General features: G+C 57.8%; 14 protein-coding genes. 3 read left to right on the top strand and 11 right to left on the bottom strand.

From position 1 onward, the window contains the following. Nucleotides 1–5: 5 nt before the first annotated feature. Together dld and AC1RQ9_RS09555 are read right to left on the bottom strand one after the other, a co-directional pair. The gene (dld, locus tag AC1RQ9_RS09560) at nucleotides 6–1,757 is read right to left on the bottom strand and encodes a D-lactate dehydrogenase (RefSeq protein ID WP_485986661.1); all 1,752 of its coding nucleotides are present in this window, start codon (nucleotides 1,755–1,757) and stop codon (nucleotides 6–8) included. Between the two features lie 37 nt (nucleotides 1,758–1,794). Then, nucleotides 1,795–3,267, bottom strand: coding sequence for a carbohydrate porin (locus tag AC1RQ9_RS09555; protein ID WP_485986660.1), 1,473 nt, complete (start codon nucleotides 3,265–3,267; stop codon nucleotides 1,795–1,797). A 785-nt stretch (nucleotides 3,268–4,052) separates the two neighbouring features. On the opposite strand from AC1RQ9_RS09555, the gene AC1RQ9_RS09550 reads away from it, so the two are divergent. After that, nucleotides 4,053–4,805: a sulfotransferase family 2 domain-containing protein gene (locus AC1RQ9_RS09550; protein WP_485986659.1), complete on the top strand. Its 753-nt coding sequence runs from the start codon at nucleotides 4,053–4,055 to the stop codon at nucleotides 4,803–4,805. A gap of 523 nt (nucleotides 4,806–5,328) precedes the next feature. Beyond that, nucleotides 5,329–5,964 carry a hypothetical protein gene (locus tag AC1RQ9_RS09545; protein WP_485986657.1) on the top strand — a complete coding sequence of 212 codons (636 nt, stop codon included), beginning with the start codon at nucleotides 5,329–5,331 and terminating at the stop codon, nucleotides 5,962–5,964. Nucleotides 5,965–6,025: 61 nt separating this feature from the next. On the opposite strand, the gene AC1RQ9_RS09540 is transcribed toward AC1RQ9_RS09545, so the two are convergent. From AC1RQ9_RS09540 to AC1RQ9_RS09515, 6 genes are all read right to left on the bottom strand, one after another. Beyond that, complete coding sequence (locus tag AC1RQ9_RS09540; RefSeq protein WP_193732996.1) at nucleotides 6,026–6,277, bottom strand: hypothetical protein; 252 nt, start codon at nucleotides 6,275–6,277, stop codon at nucleotides 6,026–6,028. Nucleotides 6,278–6,395: 118 nt separating this feature from the next. Next, entirely contained in the window at nucleotides 6,396–7,841 is a 1,446-nt protein-coding gene (cls, locus tag AC1RQ9_RS09535; RefSeq protein WP_485986656.1) for a cardiolipin synthase, read from the bottom strand. Between the two features lie 836 nt (nucleotides 7,842–8,677). Further along, nucleotides 8,678–9,970: a glycoside hydrolase family 68 protein gene (locus tag AC1RQ9_RS09530; RefSeq protein WP_193732994.1), complete on the bottom strand. Its 1,293-nt coding sequence runs from the start codon at nucleotides 9,968–9,970 to the stop codon at nucleotides 8,678–8,680. Between the two features lie 208 nt (nucleotides 9,971–10,178). Beyond that, on the bottom strand, nucleotides 10,179–11,900 hold the full coding sequence (locus tag AC1RQ9_RS09525) for a SulP family inorganic anion transporter (RefSeq protein ID WP_485986655.1): 1,722 nt from the start codon (nucleotides 11,898–11,900) through the stop codon (nucleotides 10,179–10,181). A 79-nt stretch (nucleotides 11,901–11,979) separates the two neighbouring features. Beyond that, nucleotides 11,980–12,177, bottom strand: coding sequence for a hypothetical protein (locus tag AC1RQ9_RS09520; RefSeq protein WP_485986654.1), 198 nt, complete (start codon nucleotides 12,175–12,177; stop codon nucleotides 11,980–11,982). A 6-nt stretch (nucleotides 12,178–12,183) separates the two neighbouring features. Continuing rightward, a complete protein-coding gene (locus tag AC1RQ9_RS09515; RefSeq protein ID WP_193732991.1) occupies nucleotides 12,184–12,735 on the bottom strand; it encodes a hypothetical protein in 552 nt (183 codons plus the stop codon). A 218-nt stretch (nucleotides 12,736–12,953) separates the two neighbouring features. Between AC1RQ9_RS09515 and AC1RQ9_RS09510 the strand changes: the two genes are divergently transcribed. Continuing rightward, a complete protein-coding gene (locus tag AC1RQ9_RS09510; protein ID WP_485986652.1) occupies nucleotides 12,954–13,097 on the top strand; it encodes a hypothetical protein in 144 nt (47 codons plus the stop codon). Nucleotides 13,098–13,337: 240 nt separating this feature from the next. Here the strand turns inward: AC1RQ9_RS09510 and AC1RQ9_RS09505 are convergent, their stop codons facing one another. The 3 genes from AC1RQ9_RS09505 to AC1RQ9_RS09495 all read right to left on the bottom strand — a co-directional run bounded on the left by AC1RQ9_RS09505 (nucleotide 13,338) and on the right by AC1RQ9_RS09495 (nucleotide 15,501). Continuing rightward, entirely contained in the window at nucleotides 13,338–14,336 is a 999-nt protein-coding gene (locus tag AC1RQ9_RS09505; protein WP_193732989.1) for an aldo/keto reductase, read from the bottom strand. Nucleotides 14,337–14,545: 209 nt separating this feature from the next. Then, nucleotides 14,546–15,043, bottom strand: coding sequence for a hypothetical protein (locus tag AC1RQ9_RS09500; protein WP_485986650.1), 498 nt, complete (start codon nucleotides 15,041–15,043; stop codon nucleotides 14,546–14,548). Then, complete coding sequence (locus AC1RQ9_RS09495) at nucleotides 15,040–15,501, bottom strand: hypothetical protein (protein WP_485986649.1); 462 nt, start codon at nucleotides 15,499–15,501, stop codon at nucleotides 15,040–15,042. Before AC1RQ9_RS09495 ends, AC1RQ9_RS09500 begins: the two co-directional genes overlap by 4 nt. Between the last annotated feature and the right edge of the window lie 252 nt (nucleotides 15,502–15,753).

Below are 15,753 nucleotides of genomic sequence, written 5' to 3'. Positions count from 1 at the left end.
CAGGGTCAGGAAACGCTTTGCGCCTGCCAGTTGCGGCGCTTGGTGGTCTTGCCAATACCGGGGTTGAAGCAGTTGCACGGATCAAGCGTGCGGTAATGCTGCTGCAATGCCGGCGGCGCGGCATACAGGTGCCCATAATTATGTTCCGCCGGGTACCGCGCGCCGCGCCGGTCCAGAAGGGTGAGCATCTGCGCCTCGATCGGGGGGCAGGCATGGCCTTTGTGCACGATGTAGTCCTGATGCATGACGTGACACAGGAAATGCCCGTAATAGAGTTTGACGATCAGCTTGCGATCAATGTCGGAGGGCAGCGTTTCCGACCATTTGCGGTCATTGCGGCGCAGCGCGACATCCAGGGCGACGATATCTTCCACCGTGCGGTGATGCGTGGTGCGGTAGCGGATGGCGGCTCCTGCTGCGGCAAAACGGTGCAGGAAGGCCTTTGCCCCTTCATCCGGCGAGCAGGCGAAATAGCGGGTGCCGTTCCTTGCGCAGAAGCCGTCCAGGTAGGTCCGGGCTTCGGATGCCAGATGTCCACTGACCTTCAGCATCAGGTGATGTTCGAAGCGGTCGCGGAAATCGTACATGCGTCTGGGCAGGTGGCGGGGAAACAGGCGGCTTGCGGCCTGCAGCAGCCGGTCGCTCATGTTGCCGGGCAGGAAGGGAATCCGTTCGGCCAGCCGGTCAAAACGGTTCTTGAGTGCAAACAGCATGGGCAGGCGACGCGTGCCAATGGCGCGAATGATCAGGAATGTGTCCTTGCCATATTCCTCGGCAATGTCGAAGGCGTCGCGATGGATGTATTCGCCCGCGATCGGCAGTTCGGAAAACGATGTCAGGATATGGCGGCGGATGTCCTCAAGCTCATCGGGGTTGTTGGTCCCGATATAGAAAACGGCGGGATTTTTTTCTGCCGGGAAAGTATCCAGCCGCACGGCAAACAGTGCCATGCGTCCGGCACAGCCCGCCCCTTCGAACAGGCGGGCGGGATCGGCGTTGTAGCGGGCAGGGGTATCCGCATCCACATCACGCACATGGGTTGCGTAATTGTCGTCATGGCCCTTTCCGGCATGCCAGTTGATGGTGTTTTCGGCGATCACGCCACGGTCCAGCCTGCCCAGTATCTCTTCAGGGTCCGTGCCCAGTTCGACACCAAGGTGATTGACAAGGTGCAGCGTGCCGCTGTCATCCACCTGCGCGAAAACCGACATCTGGGTAAAGGCTGGCCCGCGCTGCACCAGCGCGCCGCCGGAATTGTTGCTGACCCCGCCGAACACCGCTGCCCCGATGCATGATGACCCGATCACCGAATGCGGTTCACGCCCCAGTGGCGCCAGCGTGCGTTCAAGCTGATCCAGTGTCGCACCCGGCAGGCAGATGACCTGCCTGCCCCCGCCAATGACAAATATCTTTTTCAGCCGCATGCCACTTATGATGACAATGTCGCGGTCATAATCATTTCCGTCGGGGGTCGAACCACCCGTTATGCCGGTATTGGCCGCCTGCATCAGCACGATCTTGTCCGCCTGGATGCACGCCTGCACCACCCGCCACTGTTCCACCAGCGTGCCGGGATGCACCACCGCCAGCGCGTTACCCATGCCAAAGCGGAAACCACGGCGGAAGGGCAGGGTCTGCGCCGGATCGGTCAGGACATGGGCATCCCCCACGATCTGGCGTAACTGGCCGATAAGGGGGGGATGCGTCGCATCCGGTATGGATTTGCGCGAAAACAGCGATTTCAGGGTGGTGAACATGTCGTTTCTCCTCCCGTTCCATGGGAACGGATGCGGGTTACAGGGTGCCGATAACTTTCAGCCCCACCACTTCGGCATTGGGAATGTGCGCGGTTTCACCGGGGCGCATCATGTACTGGAACTCCGGCTGGACCAGGATGCCGGGATAGATCGGCACGCCGTAATAAGCTTCCAGCACGGAAGCATGGGTTTGTGGGCCGTTGACATGCGGCCCCAGCGCCATGCCCGCATCCATGCGCAGTTCCTGGCCCAGTTCGGTGCGCGGGCTTATGCGGTAGTAGGAATACATCACGCCAAAGCGGTCATGCGGGCGGTGGGGAATGATGCCCAGCAGGGATGACCCGACATAGAATTCGTCCGATATGACCGATACATCCGGCGTATTGTGGATGTAACCGGCCAGTGCGTAGCCACCGGCCATCTGGTTATGGCCACCCTTGCGGTACAGCATCTGGTCGGCTTCCACATAGAAGGTGTCGCGTGCTTCGCCACCATGGCGGCGAACGGTGCTGTTGGCCGGAATGTCGCCAAGGTTGTCGGCATATCGGGTAGTGTCATGCGCAAAGCCAAGCACGTAATGACCGGGCAGCTTCCGTGGTCCGAAAAAGGGCTGCCATGCGAATTCAACCGGTATCATGAGGCCGGTGCTTTTTTCCCCAGCCCACGCCCAACCGCTTATGTCCTCATTCAATGAGCTGACGCTGTAGGCACCGATCTGTACCAGCGTATCGCGTGTTGGCCGCAGGCGCACCCGTCCGCCCCATGTCGCCTTGGGATAGACGCTGAAGCCTGCATTAAGCTTGATGGCAACGGGCGCCGAACACGTCATCATGAAACTGCACAGCAGCGGTGACGTGGCGAATACGTGGGTCAGCGCCATGCGGCCAAACGCGAGGTCAACGGAATTATGCAGGAATGATTTCTGCGCGTACATATCCGTCAGGTGCGCGACCGAATGCCCGGACAGGCTGTATACCTCCATAAGGCTGATATTGTAATCGCCCACCCGGTCATGCGAGACCTCGCGTCCCACGCGTTCCATAAGCAGGGTATGGATCGTCCAGCCCTTGAACCCGAACAGGCGGCCCAGATCAAACTGGGTCTGTAGTGTCAGTTCATGGACGTAATCCATGCCACGGGAGATACCACCACCCACATCGGCCATCGCCTCGCCCTTGTACGTGAACGAAAATGTCACGCCCTGATGCTGCAGGCGGGAACGGAAAGCGCTGATCTGGGGCAGGATATGGCCCGGTGCCTCGGACGCGGCATAATATCCCGCCGACAGGTCACGGACGCGCAGCGCGTCTTCGCGATTGTTCAGCAGGATGGACAGCCCTTCCGTCCTGAAGATGGTATTCAGGCGTGTCGAGACCGTGGCATGCAATGCCGTTGATGTTTCATGCAGTTCGGCATGGGGTTGGGGCACCAGTAAAGACGGCTGTCCCCGTGCAGGCTGATCTGCAACAGGTTTGCGCGCCCAGGATGGGTTGAAATAAAAACAGGCCATTATGCATAGTAATAGTCCTAATTTTTTATATAAAAAATACAATCCATCAGGTGATGCGCGTCCTGTTATTTTAAGGATGCGGAACATGAATTGATTTTTAAAATTGATTCCTTCGTGTCAGCAACACACGAAATGGGGATTGACGCCTTCGTGATCTAAAGAATTTCAAAAAGAGACTGATACGGATTATGTCATTGTCTTTTTAATAAATACTTATATCCAATTTATTTATATTTTGTTTTACCTGTTTCGCCGCATCGGAAACCATGCGGATAGCCTGGCTGGAACGAGTGGACGGCCCATTGCTGTCAGTAAGTAAATTATCAATGAAAATGACAGGAAATTTCATTAATTATTGAATAGTACAATCCATTTATTTTACTTTCTGTAAAATACAGGAATGTGGCTCAACATGACAGGTCTGATACGTCATGTCACGTCACGCCATGTCATGTCAGACAGCGGTATGACGTACGCATGCGGCGGTCCAGCCAATGTGCTGGTATCCGGTCTTGAAAACAGTACACGCCGCGATAACAGGCAACTGTCCGAGGTTGGGATATACAGACATGCAGACCTTGTGGACAGGCGTCAGGAGCACCTCTGCACAGATCCATTCCTGCCGGGGAAAGGTGAATTGCCTTGTACGGACCGCCTGCATGTTCCGCCAGATCCGCGCGATCGTTTCATTTCGTTTCCTTTATTCATACATCGTAAGGTTTCAGCCGTCATAATACTGTGCCGATCCTGTTGATCACATCAACTCATGTGGAATGGACGTGTTCATGCAAACGCTGCTGCAACCTATCCTCCGGGTCAGAATGTCCAGTGATGTGCATGAACGTCTGGCGACGCTGCGTATTCCCTATCCCCCTGGTCCCAAGCGGCTTAAACGTGCGGATATGGTACGTGCGCGGGGCGTGCTGTTTATCCATGTGCCCAAGAATGCCGGGACATCCGTGGCGCGTGCCCTGTACGGCATGGATATCGGGCATGAAACCATCCGGTATTTCCGGCGTCGCATGCCCGACCTGACGGGCTTCCCTTCCTTCGCCATCCTGCGCGATCCGGTGCGGCGTTTCATGTCCGCCTATCGCTACGCCCGCGCGGGTGGCAGCGCTGCGCGGCATGTGGCGCAGGGATTCCGCCCGGCCTATATGGCCTTCAACGGGATTGATGACGCCTTGGACCATATTGGCCATGTCCGTTCACAGTATGACATGGACCATATCTTCCGCCCCCAGTCCTGGTACCTGACCGATGAGCATGGGCAAGTTGCGGTGGACCGCCTGTTCCTGCTTGATGACATGTGCCGCATACAGGATTTTGTCCGGAATTATACACCTGCCCCCATCGGTCATGCCAATGCGGGTGGCGGTGGGGGTGAAATGCCCAGTGCGGGCCAGATGGCACGCATACGCCAGATCTATCGTCAGGATTATGACCTGATTGCCAGTGTCATGCACAATCATTTGCCCCGCCTGACGGATATGACATCATCATCCCTGCCGCGTCGGTCCGCTTTCGATCTGGTATGAAAAATTGTTTGAAAACAATTCATTGATAAAAAAGTTTTCAGGCACCGCCTTTTTTCAAAAATGCGGCGGTCTTCGAAGCTTTTTGAAAAAAGCTTCATCAAAAACTTTCTTATGATTGTAAGATATGTTCAGGCTTGGCTTTTCAAGAAGCGGATTAAAATAACCAGTTAATAATAAACAAATTTTCTGGTAGCGCCTTTTTTAAAAAAGAAAGCGTTTTCTGGAGATGTCTAGGAAAAAACTTCACCCGGAAATTCTATCAGGGTTGTATGACAAGATCCGGCATCGCACACTGAATTCATCGACCGGACAGGGAAAACGGATCCCGGACGGTTTACACAAAACCCCATACCAGCATACGTCGTAATGCTATACACCCGGTGTGACTGAATGGACAGGGTGCATGAAAACGGGATTTCCTTCATGAATTCTTGTTTCGTATATGCGAAAGAGGATTGATGAAGGCCGAACCAGAAACCGCCTTGTCAGAACTGCCGTCCCCATCCCGGAGTAACTGAACCGCATGACAGTTGAGACCTACCGCAGCAACCGCCTGTTCCATGCTTTCCTGTCGCGTATCGGTGGCGTGTGTATTGTCCTGTTGCCTGTCGGTGGCCTTGCCGGGTGTGGTTATACGGATTCCCGTACTGCGCACCGTGCGCAGCTTGCCATGATCGGCATGAACATTACGGATGTGCAGTCATGCGTGGGCATTCCCGACAAGATCAAGAAAATAGACGATCACGTGCAGATATTTGAATATTCGCGCACGCTGAATATCCCGTCCACGAACGATTCAACGTTCGTCCCCCTCCAGACACTGGTCAACCTGACGGAAACAACCGTAGGCGGCGCAGGCAAGACCTGTGTCGCGGATATCCGGATCGAGGATGACAAGGTGGTGGACCTGCATTACAGCGGCGATGATGACGAAATCATCGGCTCTGACGGGGTCTGTTCAATTGTGACACGTGGATGCGTACGCAAACCGGTTGCGTCAATGCGGCATGTAAAGCGTGGCCCGCTGGGGCCGATTTCCGCGTTCCATCCCCCCAGAACGCCGCCAGTACCTACAGAAGAAACCACACCAGCGCCCACATCCATTACGACAGCGACACCGGTGCCGACTTCCATTACGACAGCCAAGACTGATAAATAACCTGTTTCCCGTTCCTGACCCGCTACATGGATATGCGGCAGGTCAGATGGGATAGGGCGGGTTATTCCGCGGACTTGCGACCAAAGGCATAGCTGACCACGGACGCTGCCGCCAGAATCAGGAAACCGAACACCTTGCAGTAGGTCGGGATCTTGTTTTCATGCAGGCGGACTTCCCCCTTCAGGCCAGCCAGATGATCCGTAATCTGCTTGTGCAGTTCGGATTTGTGCTGGTGCAGGGATTTTTCAAAATGCTTCGTGATTTCCTGAATATCTTCAGGGCTGAGCTTGCGAAGGTTTTCAGCGGCACTCATGATCCGGTTTCTCCTGTTACCATTCGATGCAGGTTACCCGTGCAATCGGTCGGGCTCTTGCTCTAGATGTCGGTTCCGGCAGGAGAATTTTCAAGGGCTGATATTATATCATGCCTATTCACAAAACGGGGCCGACCATCGCCAGCACATTGTTCCACAGGATGCGGTATTTCGGCCAGTTCATGACCATATCCAGCGTGATGGGCGTGGCGGCACTGGTATAGGTCTGCTGGCGTGCATGGATGTCAGCCGTGAACGCAGGGTCAACGAACAGAATATTGTTTTCGAAATTGAGGTCAAAGCTGCGCCGGTCCAGGTTGGCGGACCCGATCATGGTCATTTTCCCATCCACTGTCAGCGCTTTGGTATGCAGCAGGCCGTGCGGGTATTCATACAGCTTGACCCCCGCTTCCAGCAATTCACGGTAATAGCTACGGCTGGCGCCAGCGACGATCCATGAATCATTGCGGGTGGGAACAGTAAGTGTTGTGTTCACGCCACGTCGTGCGGCCGCGCACAGGGCGGCCTGTATGGGTTCGTCAGGGACGTAATAGGGTGTTGTCACCGTCAGGTCCCGTGCCGCCGCATTCATCAGGGATACAAAAATTTCCGGCATCGCGGCATAGCGCACGGCGGCACTTGTCCCGATGACCTGGGCCACGAAGCCATCCCCTGCCGGCATGTCTGCCGTGGCCAGCAGTTCGGTCAGGTCTTCATCGGTATGGCCGAACCAGTCGGTTGCGAACAGGTGCTGGTTCTGCAGCACGACAGGGCCTTCAAACCGTGTGACCAGGTCAACCCATGGGGCGAAGCGCGGCTTGACCCGGAACGCCGCATCGGCGCAGTTCTGGCTGCCGCAATAGGTTACACGGTTGTCAATGACGACAATCTTGCGGTGGTTGCGCATGTCAAACCGCCCGCGAAAGGGACGTTGCAGCAGGTTGCCGATGGGTAGCGCACGCACCAGCCGCACACCCGCCGCCTGCATGTCCCGCCAGTGATGGCTGTGGATCAGGCGCCGTGATCCCAGGTCATCCGCCATGACGCGACACGTCACGCCACGCCCTGCCGCGCGTTTCAGGGCCTCGACCACCTTCATGCCGTTATTGTCGGACAGCCAGATATAGAAACTGATATGCACATGCTTCCGCGCCGCATTGATATCATCCACCATGGCGGTGATGGCGGCGTCGGAATCCGCCATGAGGGCTGCGCTGTTGCCCCCCATGGGGGGATAACCACTGATGGACTGTCCAACGCGGAACAGCGGGGCAAGACGCGGATGCAGCCCGAAATCATGTTCGGCATCGATCAGTGCGTTGCTGGTCTTGCCGGGAATGGGCAGCTGCCTTATCGCCGTACGGATACGCTGGAGGATCCGCACGTTCAGATGGGTCTCGCCCAGCATCAGGTAGGCAAGCATGCCAAGGATGGGCAGGGAGCCGATAATGGCCACCCATGCCACGCGTGATGCAGGCTGCCGGTGGGGCCGGAGCAGGACGCGGATGATGAACAGGATCTGGAAACTGATGGTGGTTGCCGCACTGACCCAACCCCATTGCATGACCTGTTCCCATCCTGTCCGGAAATGATGTGTGACAGCGGGTATCGTATCGCCTTGGTACGGTATGGACAACCGATGGCGGCCATGACCGGTGGTGGCACCTGTCATGGGTGGGCTGCGGAAACTGTTTGGAAAAGACTGAATAAACAAAAAAAGTTTTTGAATGCCGCGTTTTCAAAAAGGCAGCCAACATAACGTTCACCCTTCAGGCGCGATTCCCTATGGTCATGCCCACGCGACTACAGATCTTGGGTGTTGACGCCATATTGGCCTGCCAGAACTGCGGCCGCGCCGATCGGCTCCGGGCCGGCACGAAATCATTACAGATCCATATCCCGGGACAGGGGAATGGCCGGGCATGATCAATATGTTTCATCTACTTTTTTTGAATGTTTTAAATAATTCTGAAGTAAAAACTGGATCTGCTCGCCAGTTATCATTTCTGCTGGTGTCGTGGGGTGATCGGTACGGATGGTGGTTTGGGAAGGCATGGCTTGACCTGATGGCTTCCATCTGAAGAAGGGGGTGTGTTCTGTTCAGGCGGGGCTACTGTCGTACGGTCAGAAAGCGGGTTTGCGCCGCGCGTCTGTGCCAGGGCCGTTACAAGCGTCCATGCCACAGCCCATTTCGACCCCGGTGCAGGCCCACGACAGAAACGCGCCAGTAATGCACAGGTCGAAATGATGAAAGAGAGGATGACAACAGCATCTCCCGCATATTGCGTAGGTAACAGGGAAAGGATGTTCTGAAGTGAGATCGGGTAATCCATGGCACAGATTTCCGTCAGGAAAGGCCGCCACGCATGGCGACCTTCCCCAAAGTTTGGAACATGATGTTCAGGTGGCGGGACGGATATCCGGCTGGCGGCTATCGGCCCATTCGTCAAAGGCAAAGATCTGCCCGTAATCATGCACTTCCGTCAGGAAGGTCCGGTCATCCACCAGTGCAATGCGCACTGTGGGGGCAAGCGTGCCACCAATACGGTAAGTTGCCGGGTTCTGCGGGTCTGTGCCCGGTGCAGGCAGCGTATCGATAAAGGACTGCACATACCCCATCGGATCTACGAAGTGGCTGTACGTTTCATACGGCGCGGATGACGGATTACCCAGTACCAGCCCCGAACTGTTCAGGGGTGTATAGGAACCGAAAATACCATGGCGCGAAACAAAGCCATATACGCCGTCCGGCCCTTCCAGCCCGCCGGTATAGGTGGAATGGTGGCTGATGGTGAAGATGTAGGTCAGCCCGTTATGAAACACCACATGTGGCCGCTCGGTCTGGTCATTCACCCCAAGGGCGGTAACCAGCGCAGGCAGCATTTCCCACCGTGAGAAATCGCCTTTCTCGTAAGAGGAAACCAGGCGGGCAATGCCGATGGCAGCCGCCCCGTACTGGGCACCTTCACCAATATTGTAGCCCGGCGGCAGCTTGCCCGCCTCACGGTCGGTAATGACAAACTCACCGCGCATGCCCGGTACGTTGCCTTCAAACAGGCAGTAGACCTGCCCGTCTGCCGGGTTGATGAACGGATGGGGATCACGGAAGTCGAAATACGGGTCCTGCGACGCATTGGCGTAATGCAGCCCATCGGCCGAGAACATCTCGGTCGTGGTTTCGAACCCGTCAAACCAGACACCGGTATCATCGGCATAGATGCGACCGGAGGAAACCGAAGGTACGCTCTGGTTCGTATCGGTGTTGACGGAGGTGTAGAACATGTCGAGCACGTTCTCGCTCCCCTTGCGCATGATCAGGCTGCCCGACCATTCATCGGGCCGCAGGTCAGCGCTTTTGTTGAGCAGACGGCCGCCAAATGTCCAGTCAATGCCATTACGGCTGTAGTAATAGCCGATAAAGGCAAAGGCGTTGCGGTTGTGCCAGCCTGCGGCATCATTGCCGGTCTGGGCGCGCTCGGCTACGAGCGACCACATGACGTACCAGCCCTTGAAGGTAACCGTCTCGCCCGTGATGCGGCGCAGGGCGCCGGTGTCCCACTGCCACAGCGCATCATCAATGACCGGAAAATCCTGGGCAATGACGGGCATGGTGGTGGTCGGGTCATCGGCATGCACTTTCAGTGCATCCGCAATGGTCCAGGCGGAAGGAATGCGTGCATTGGAAGAAACCATGGTTTTCATCCTGTCGGCAGGGCGCAATAGTCCAGCACCCGGCTTGTTGCATTTTGAGTATTATTTCAAATAACGCACAATTATATTTTGCGTTATTTTATGTTTTGTCAGGCGGGTATTTTATTTTTCGCTTCTGACAATATGAAATATATTCAGAATGCATGCAGGTATCAAACAAAAGAATCCTGCGCCCTATCCCTGACATGTCCTAATGTATCGTGGGAGAGGGGGTGTCGCTGCCTGCCATCACCTGTCGCGCCGCTGCGATGGCGGTATGGAGCTGCGCACGGATATTGTCAGGCCCGATGACCGGGGTGATGCGATGGCGGTCCATGTCGGCCCGCAGGTAAGGGGTGACGCGGCCAAATATTACGGTCACATGCCGGGCGCGCAGGGCCGTGAACAGGTCGCGCAGGTCGCTTGCGGCGGAAAAGTCGATATCCGTAATCGCGCTGGCGTCGATCACAAGGCACCGGACGGGGATGGGGGCATTGTCAACCAGCACCCGTACGTCATGCGCAAAGCGCGTGGCGTTGGCATAGAACAGGTCGGCACAGAAGCGATAGACAATCAGCCCCGGCGCGGTCTGCTGTCCGGGTCTTACGTCATAGGGTTCCAGCAGGCCGGACTGCCCGTCGCGGCGCAGGATCATCGTATGGGGTTCGTAGCTGTGCCGCACATGGCGGAACAGCGACAGCGCGATGGCAAGGAAGATGCCCTGTTCCACCCCGATGCCCACAACGGCGGCGGCGGTCACCAGCGCCAGCCCGAACTCGCCGGGGCTTTCACGCCGGATGGCGGCCATCGCCCGCAGGTCGATCATGCCCAGCGCCACGGTAAAGACGATGGATGCCAGTACGCAGCGTGGCAGGTACTGCAGCGGCGCGGTCAGGAACACCAGCACCAGCATCGTGACAATGGCAAATGTCAGCTGCGCAAGCTGGCTGCGCGCGCCTGCCCGCACGGCCATCGCGGTCTGGGTCGGACTGCCGTTTACGGTGAATGTCCCGCTCAGCCCTGCCGCCGCATTGGCGGCGCACAGACCCAGTATGTCCGCGTTGTCATCCACCGGGTCATGAAAGCGCAGGGCAAAGGCGCGTGATGTCGCGGCACTTTGCGCAATGATGACAAAAACGCATGATGTCGTGGCCGGCAGTAGCGCCAGTACGTCATTCCATGACACAGCGGGGATGGACAGGCGGGGCAGGCCCCCCGCAATCGGACCGATGGTCTCGATCCCGAACCGCGACAGGCCCCAGGTCATGCTGGCCACGATCGTGGCCACCACGGTCACCAGCGCCAGCGGTACACGCGGCGTCAGCCGGTCCCCTGTCATGATAATGGCCACGATGCAGGCAGACAGCAGCAGGGTCGGGACATTGACATGCGAAAGCTGTGCCAGTGTCTGGAACAGCTGCAGTAGCGGGTTATGCGCCGTGGTGGTAATGCCCAGCATGTCGCGCGTCATGGCAAGTGCCACCTGGCCCCCCACCCCGGCAAGGAACCCCACGAGCACGGTGCGGGAAAGGAAATCCGCCAGAAAGCCCAGGCGGAACAGGCGCGCCACCAGCAGAAAGCCCGCGCTGAGCAGGGCAACCATGCTGACCAGCGCCATGTAATGCGTGCTGCCCGGTGTCGCCATGCGGCCTACCGCGCTGGAAAAAATGGCGGCGGTGGCAGAATCGGCTGCGACGACCAGATGTTTCGAGGCCCCGAAACACGCGAACGCCACCAGCGGCAGCAGCACCGTGTACAGCCCCGTTACCGCTGGCATGGCGGCAATGCGTGTGTAGCCCAGAACCTGCGGAATGTTCATGGAGGCAAGCGACAGGCCAGCCAGGATATCATGCAGCCGTGCACGCAGCCCATTGCGGGTGGGTACGCCGCCCGTCGTTGTCCCAGAGTCCGATCTGCCTGTTCCGGTCTGCATGACCAACACCGTCCATCATCCACACGACCGGACCGGCAACGCGCCAGCCTTTACAACGGTATGTGTTCAGTAATGCCGGTCATATCCGGAAAGATTGCACGACTGGCAATAGCTGCACCCTGACATCTGCCATGCTGTCACGATGGCATTGTCTGGGAAACAGAACCGCAAAATAAAATATTGATAAGAAATGATAAAAGTTTTTGAGTGCCGCCTTTTTCCAAAAATGCGGTGTTCCTTGAAGCTTTTTGAAAAAAGCTTCATCAGAAAGTTTCATGGTCTTTTATTGCAGGTGTTCGCTTTCGCTATCCATATCATGCACCAGCGCCTGCGCCAGTGCCTGATGGGACTGGATCAGTCTGACGTTATCCTTATCAAGCTTCGGTGTGTCTTTTGTCTTTTGCGGGGGCGCCTGGACCATGGCGTTTGTCATTTCGAACGTGGTCAGGCTCATGACAAAATCCTCCGCCGACATGTCATGCTGCTGCAGGATTGCCAGAAGCTGTGGCATGGCCTGCGTGCGTCGGATGGTGGTGGCCAGCGTCATGTTGGTGGTCTGGGTCGGGGGAATGATGTTGGCCCGCCTGATCTGCCGGATCAGGGGCAGCATACGGGCAAAGAAGTCCTTGGGCAGTTTGTACTGTGCCACCTTGCGTATGTCCTGCTGGATAGCCTCATGCACCGCACGCTGGATTTCCGCGCGTTGTTCCGCTGTGGGGCCATGGTGTTCTTCCGCCTGCTGCGCATGGGCCGGGCGCAGGATGCAGGGCAGGTGGAAGAAACCAAGCGCGCAGGCGCTGGCCACAAGCATGCCCCGCAGGGGAAAGGGTGTCATCGGTCGCTCCATTTGCCCCGCCCGGGTCGGGAATCGCTGCGATCAGCATGGCTGACGTTTTCTGTTCATGCCGATTTTGCGGGACACGCCCGTTCAGTCAATATGAATGCAGACACCATGGGGGCGCTATTCGTAAGATCAGGCAGCGATCTTATGGTGTCTGACCGATCCGAGTGGGTATTTCGGTAACCCGGCCGTCCCGTGTGCGGTCCATTTTCATGCAGGACGACCTGTCATTGTCAGGTGTTTTCGACACTGTCGCCATCATCCCATACGCGGGGCTGTTCCATGCCCATCGTCTGGTTGTGGCGGGTTTGATGGTTTTATCCGGCATGAACGGGAAAGTGCTGCGGCCGGGATGATTTTCCGCGTGTTCCCACGCGGTAATGCGCCCGCGGCACCATGGTTCCGCCCGCTGATTTTCGTGCAGGTGCATTTCGGCCCCGATGACCTGTGGCAGGATTTTCCGCATCCTGCCCCACGCACAACTTTAATGTATGTACCATCCGGTTGCGCGGTCAGAAGCCCATCCTGAGCATTTTTATGGGCAATGAAATGGAGGCAGGGCAGCCTGCTTCTGGTCATCGGGGTGCGAAACCTTGTCAGCGACCCGGAGGCGCCATGAACTCCGGCCCGACCGGATCCTTGATGCAGGTCCTGAGGATTGTATCGATTTCGCGCAGGTCATCGGCACTCAGGTGCCAGCCGATTGCGTCGGCAACCGCTGCGATCTGGTCCGGGCGGCGCGCGCCCCACAGGGCAATGGTCGGCCCCTGATCGAGTACCCAGCGAATGGCCAGCGCTAGCAGCGATTTGCCATGTTTCTCGCGCGCGAAGTCCTGCAACTGGCGCACGGCTTCCAGATACTGGGCAAAGCGGGGTGGCTGGAACTTCGGGTCCGCACTGCGCAGGTCATCTGCGCCAAATTTCGTCTGCGCCGTCATCTTGCCCGATAGCAGGCCACGGCACAGCGGGCCATACGCAAGGATGGTCAGGTCATGCTGGCGTGCGTAGGGCAGGATGTCATGTTCCATCCCGCGTTCAAACAGGTTGTAAGGTGGCTGCACCGCAGCCAGCGGGGCGACCGCACGGAAGGCATCCATCTGGGCAATGGTGAAGTTGCTGACCCCAAGCGCCAGAACCTTGCCTTCCTTGACCAGATCTTCCAGCGTGCGTGCGGTTTCATCCATCGGCACGGCGGAATCAGGCCAGTGGACCTGATACAGGTCGATGTAATCGGTGCGCAGGCGGCGCAGCGAATCCTCGATTTCCTTGCGGATACGGGCCGGTGACGTATTGCGGAACGGTTTGTGGTCGTCCTTCCAATCCAGCCCGACCTTGGTCGCGATCGCCACCCTGTCACGCCGCCCGGCAAGGGCCTGCCCCACAATTTCTTCCGAATGGCCAAAGCCATAGACGGGGGCCGTATCGACCAGCGTTATGCCCAGATCTACGGCTTCCTGAATGGTGGCAATGGCGTTGCGGTCATCCGGGCCGCCCCACATCCATCCGCCAATGGCCCATGTGCCAAGCGCAATACGCGAGACGGGATGTTTCAGTCCCCGGATTGTCGTAGTTTCTGTAACAGACGCCTGGGTCATGGATATGCTCCGTGTTCGTGAACCGGTCATGACGGCTGCAACCGCCATGCGTGTAACCGTGCCATATCATGGAATGAGATGTTACCCGTCACCACAAGGCACAGCCATGCTGCAACATTAACGAGATGAACGCCGGTTTATTTTCCCGGCATACCCGGACGCAGGATGGTACAGGTCATGTCCTGCCTGAATCCGCCGCAAGGGCGTAATCAACCTGATCGCGCCCGCCCGGCATGCGCCTGCCCGATCTGGCCCATCAGTGCAATCAGGCCGGATGCCACCATAAGCTGCAGCGGGCGTAGGCGCAGGAAAAAACGCGGCAGCCTGTGCCCACGCGCCAGGTATAGGTCACTGCCCAGCGTGGCCAGCATGCCCGGCGCGGCCAGGCGCCACGCGGCTTGCGGCGGCAGGATCATGATGCCCAGCCCCATGAAGTGCATGGCCAGGAAAATGACCGGGTCGGACAGTTGCGGCCCGCGCGGGTTGTAAAAACTCGTACCCCGATGTACCCCGCCAAAGAAGCAGAACAGCCCCGCCACCCACATGCGCGCAAACCGCAGCACCAGGGGCGCAAGTGGCCGGGGCACCAGCCGCACACCCAACAGGAACATTCCCAGCATGGCTACCGCAGCCCAGCCCAGCAGACCGCCTTCCAGCGGGGCGCGGGTGGCGGTGGCTTCGCATCCGTCATGAATCCGTAATGTCATGGTCGGACAGCTTCCGCATCTACCCCACGCCTGCGTGCGCCCAGCGCCATGCCGATAACCATCGAGAGATAGACCAGCGCCATCCTGCGCGGCGCCATTACCAATTCCCACCCCGGCGTAAAGCGCTTTGGCGTGGCCTTGTAATCCACCATATACGCAACCGGGCCGAGGGCTGCGGTAACAGCCAGCTTGCGCATAAGGCCCGGCTGCCTGCCCAGCGCCCTGTCATACAGCCACGACCAGAACATGGTAGCGGCGGCGTTGGTGGCCAGCCCCACGAGGGTGACCCGTCCACGCGCCCGGCCCACATGGGCGGACCCGTCACCATACAGCCAGTGCGCGGTGCAGTTTACGCCCGGACCATATGCGCCCGTCTGGCTACGGCCCAGTACCATGGCCATGCCCGATGACATGATAGACCCCAGAAGGGTGATCCTGAGTATGCGTGGTATTGCCATGAAACGATGCCCCTGAACTGCGTATGACGGGAATGCCGTCAGGTGTCTTACAGCCAACGCATCCCTGTCTGCCCTGTTTCCATCAGCCCGCCGTCACCTGCCTCGTCCGGGGTGCATGGCGCCATGCAGGCACCTGTCGCCGACCTGCGCGCAAGGCGATGGCTGGGACGTTTCACCTGATTTTGTACAGGATTGAACATTGGTATCTGGTTGAAAACCTGTGGATAAGGCTCAAGGAATATCGCACCCGAA

The sequence above is a fragment of the Komagataeibacter ossonobensis genome (genome assembly GCF_057359305.1).
Note: the sequence above shows the minus strand (reverse complement) of the source record. Positions and strands in the feature narration are given on the sequence as shown.

Coding starts and splice junctions, on each gene's coding strand:
- AC1RQ9_RS09495 (WP_485986649.1), bottom strand. CDS start 15,501: ATGGCAATACCACGCATACTCAGGATCACCCTTCTGGGGTCTATCATG.
- AC1RQ9_RS09500 (WP_485986650.1), bottom strand. CDS start 15,043: ATGACATTACGGATTCATGACGGATGCGAAGCCACCGCCACCCGCGCC.
- AC1RQ9_RS09520 (WP_485986654.1), bottom strand. CDS start 12,177: ATGAAACTTTCTGATGAAGCTTTTTTCAAAAAGCTTCAAGGAACACCG.
- cls (WP_485986656.1), bottom strand. CDS start 7,841: ATGCAATGGGGTTGGGTCAGTGCGGCAACCACCATCAGTTTCCAGATC.
- AC1RQ9_RS09540 (WP_193732996.1), bottom strand. CDS start 6,277: ATGAGTGCCGCTGAAAACCTTCGCAAGCTCAGCCCTGAAGATATTCAG.
- AC1RQ9_RS09515 (WP_193732991.1), bottom strand. CDS start 12,735: ATGACACCCTTTCCCCTGCGGGGCATGCTTGTGGCCAGCGCCTGCGCG.
- dld (WP_485986661.1), bottom strand. CDS start 1,757: ATGTTCACCACCCTGAAATCGCTGTTTTCGCGCAAATCCATACCGGAT.
- AC1RQ9_RS09525 (WP_485986655.1), bottom strand. CDS start 11,900: ATGCAGACCGGAACAGGCAGATCGGACTCTGGGACAACGACGGGCGGC.
- AC1RQ9_RS09530 (WP_193732994.1), bottom strand. CDS start 9,970: ATGGTTTCTTCCAATGCACGCATTCCTTCCGCCTGGACCATTGCGGAT.
- AC1RQ9_RS09505 (WP_193732989.1), bottom strand. CDS start 14,336: ATGACCCAGGCGTCTGTTACAGAAACTACGACAATCCGGGGACTGAAA.
- AC1RQ9_RS09550 (WP_485986659.1), top strand. CDS start 4,053: ATGCAAACGCTGCTGCAACCTATCCTCCGGGTCAGAATGTCCAGTGAT.
- AC1RQ9_RS09545 (WP_485986657.1), top strand. CDS start 5,329: ATGACAGTTGAGACCTACCGCAGCAACCGCCTGTTCCATGCTTTCCTG.
- AC1RQ9_RS09555 (WP_485986660.1), bottom strand. CDS start 3,267: ATGGCCTGTTTTTATTTCAACCCATCCTGGGCGCGCAAACCTGTTGCA.
- AC1RQ9_RS09510 (WP_485986652.1), top strand. CDS start 12,954: ATGCAGGACGACCTGTCATTGTCAGGTGTTTTCGACACTGTCGCCATC.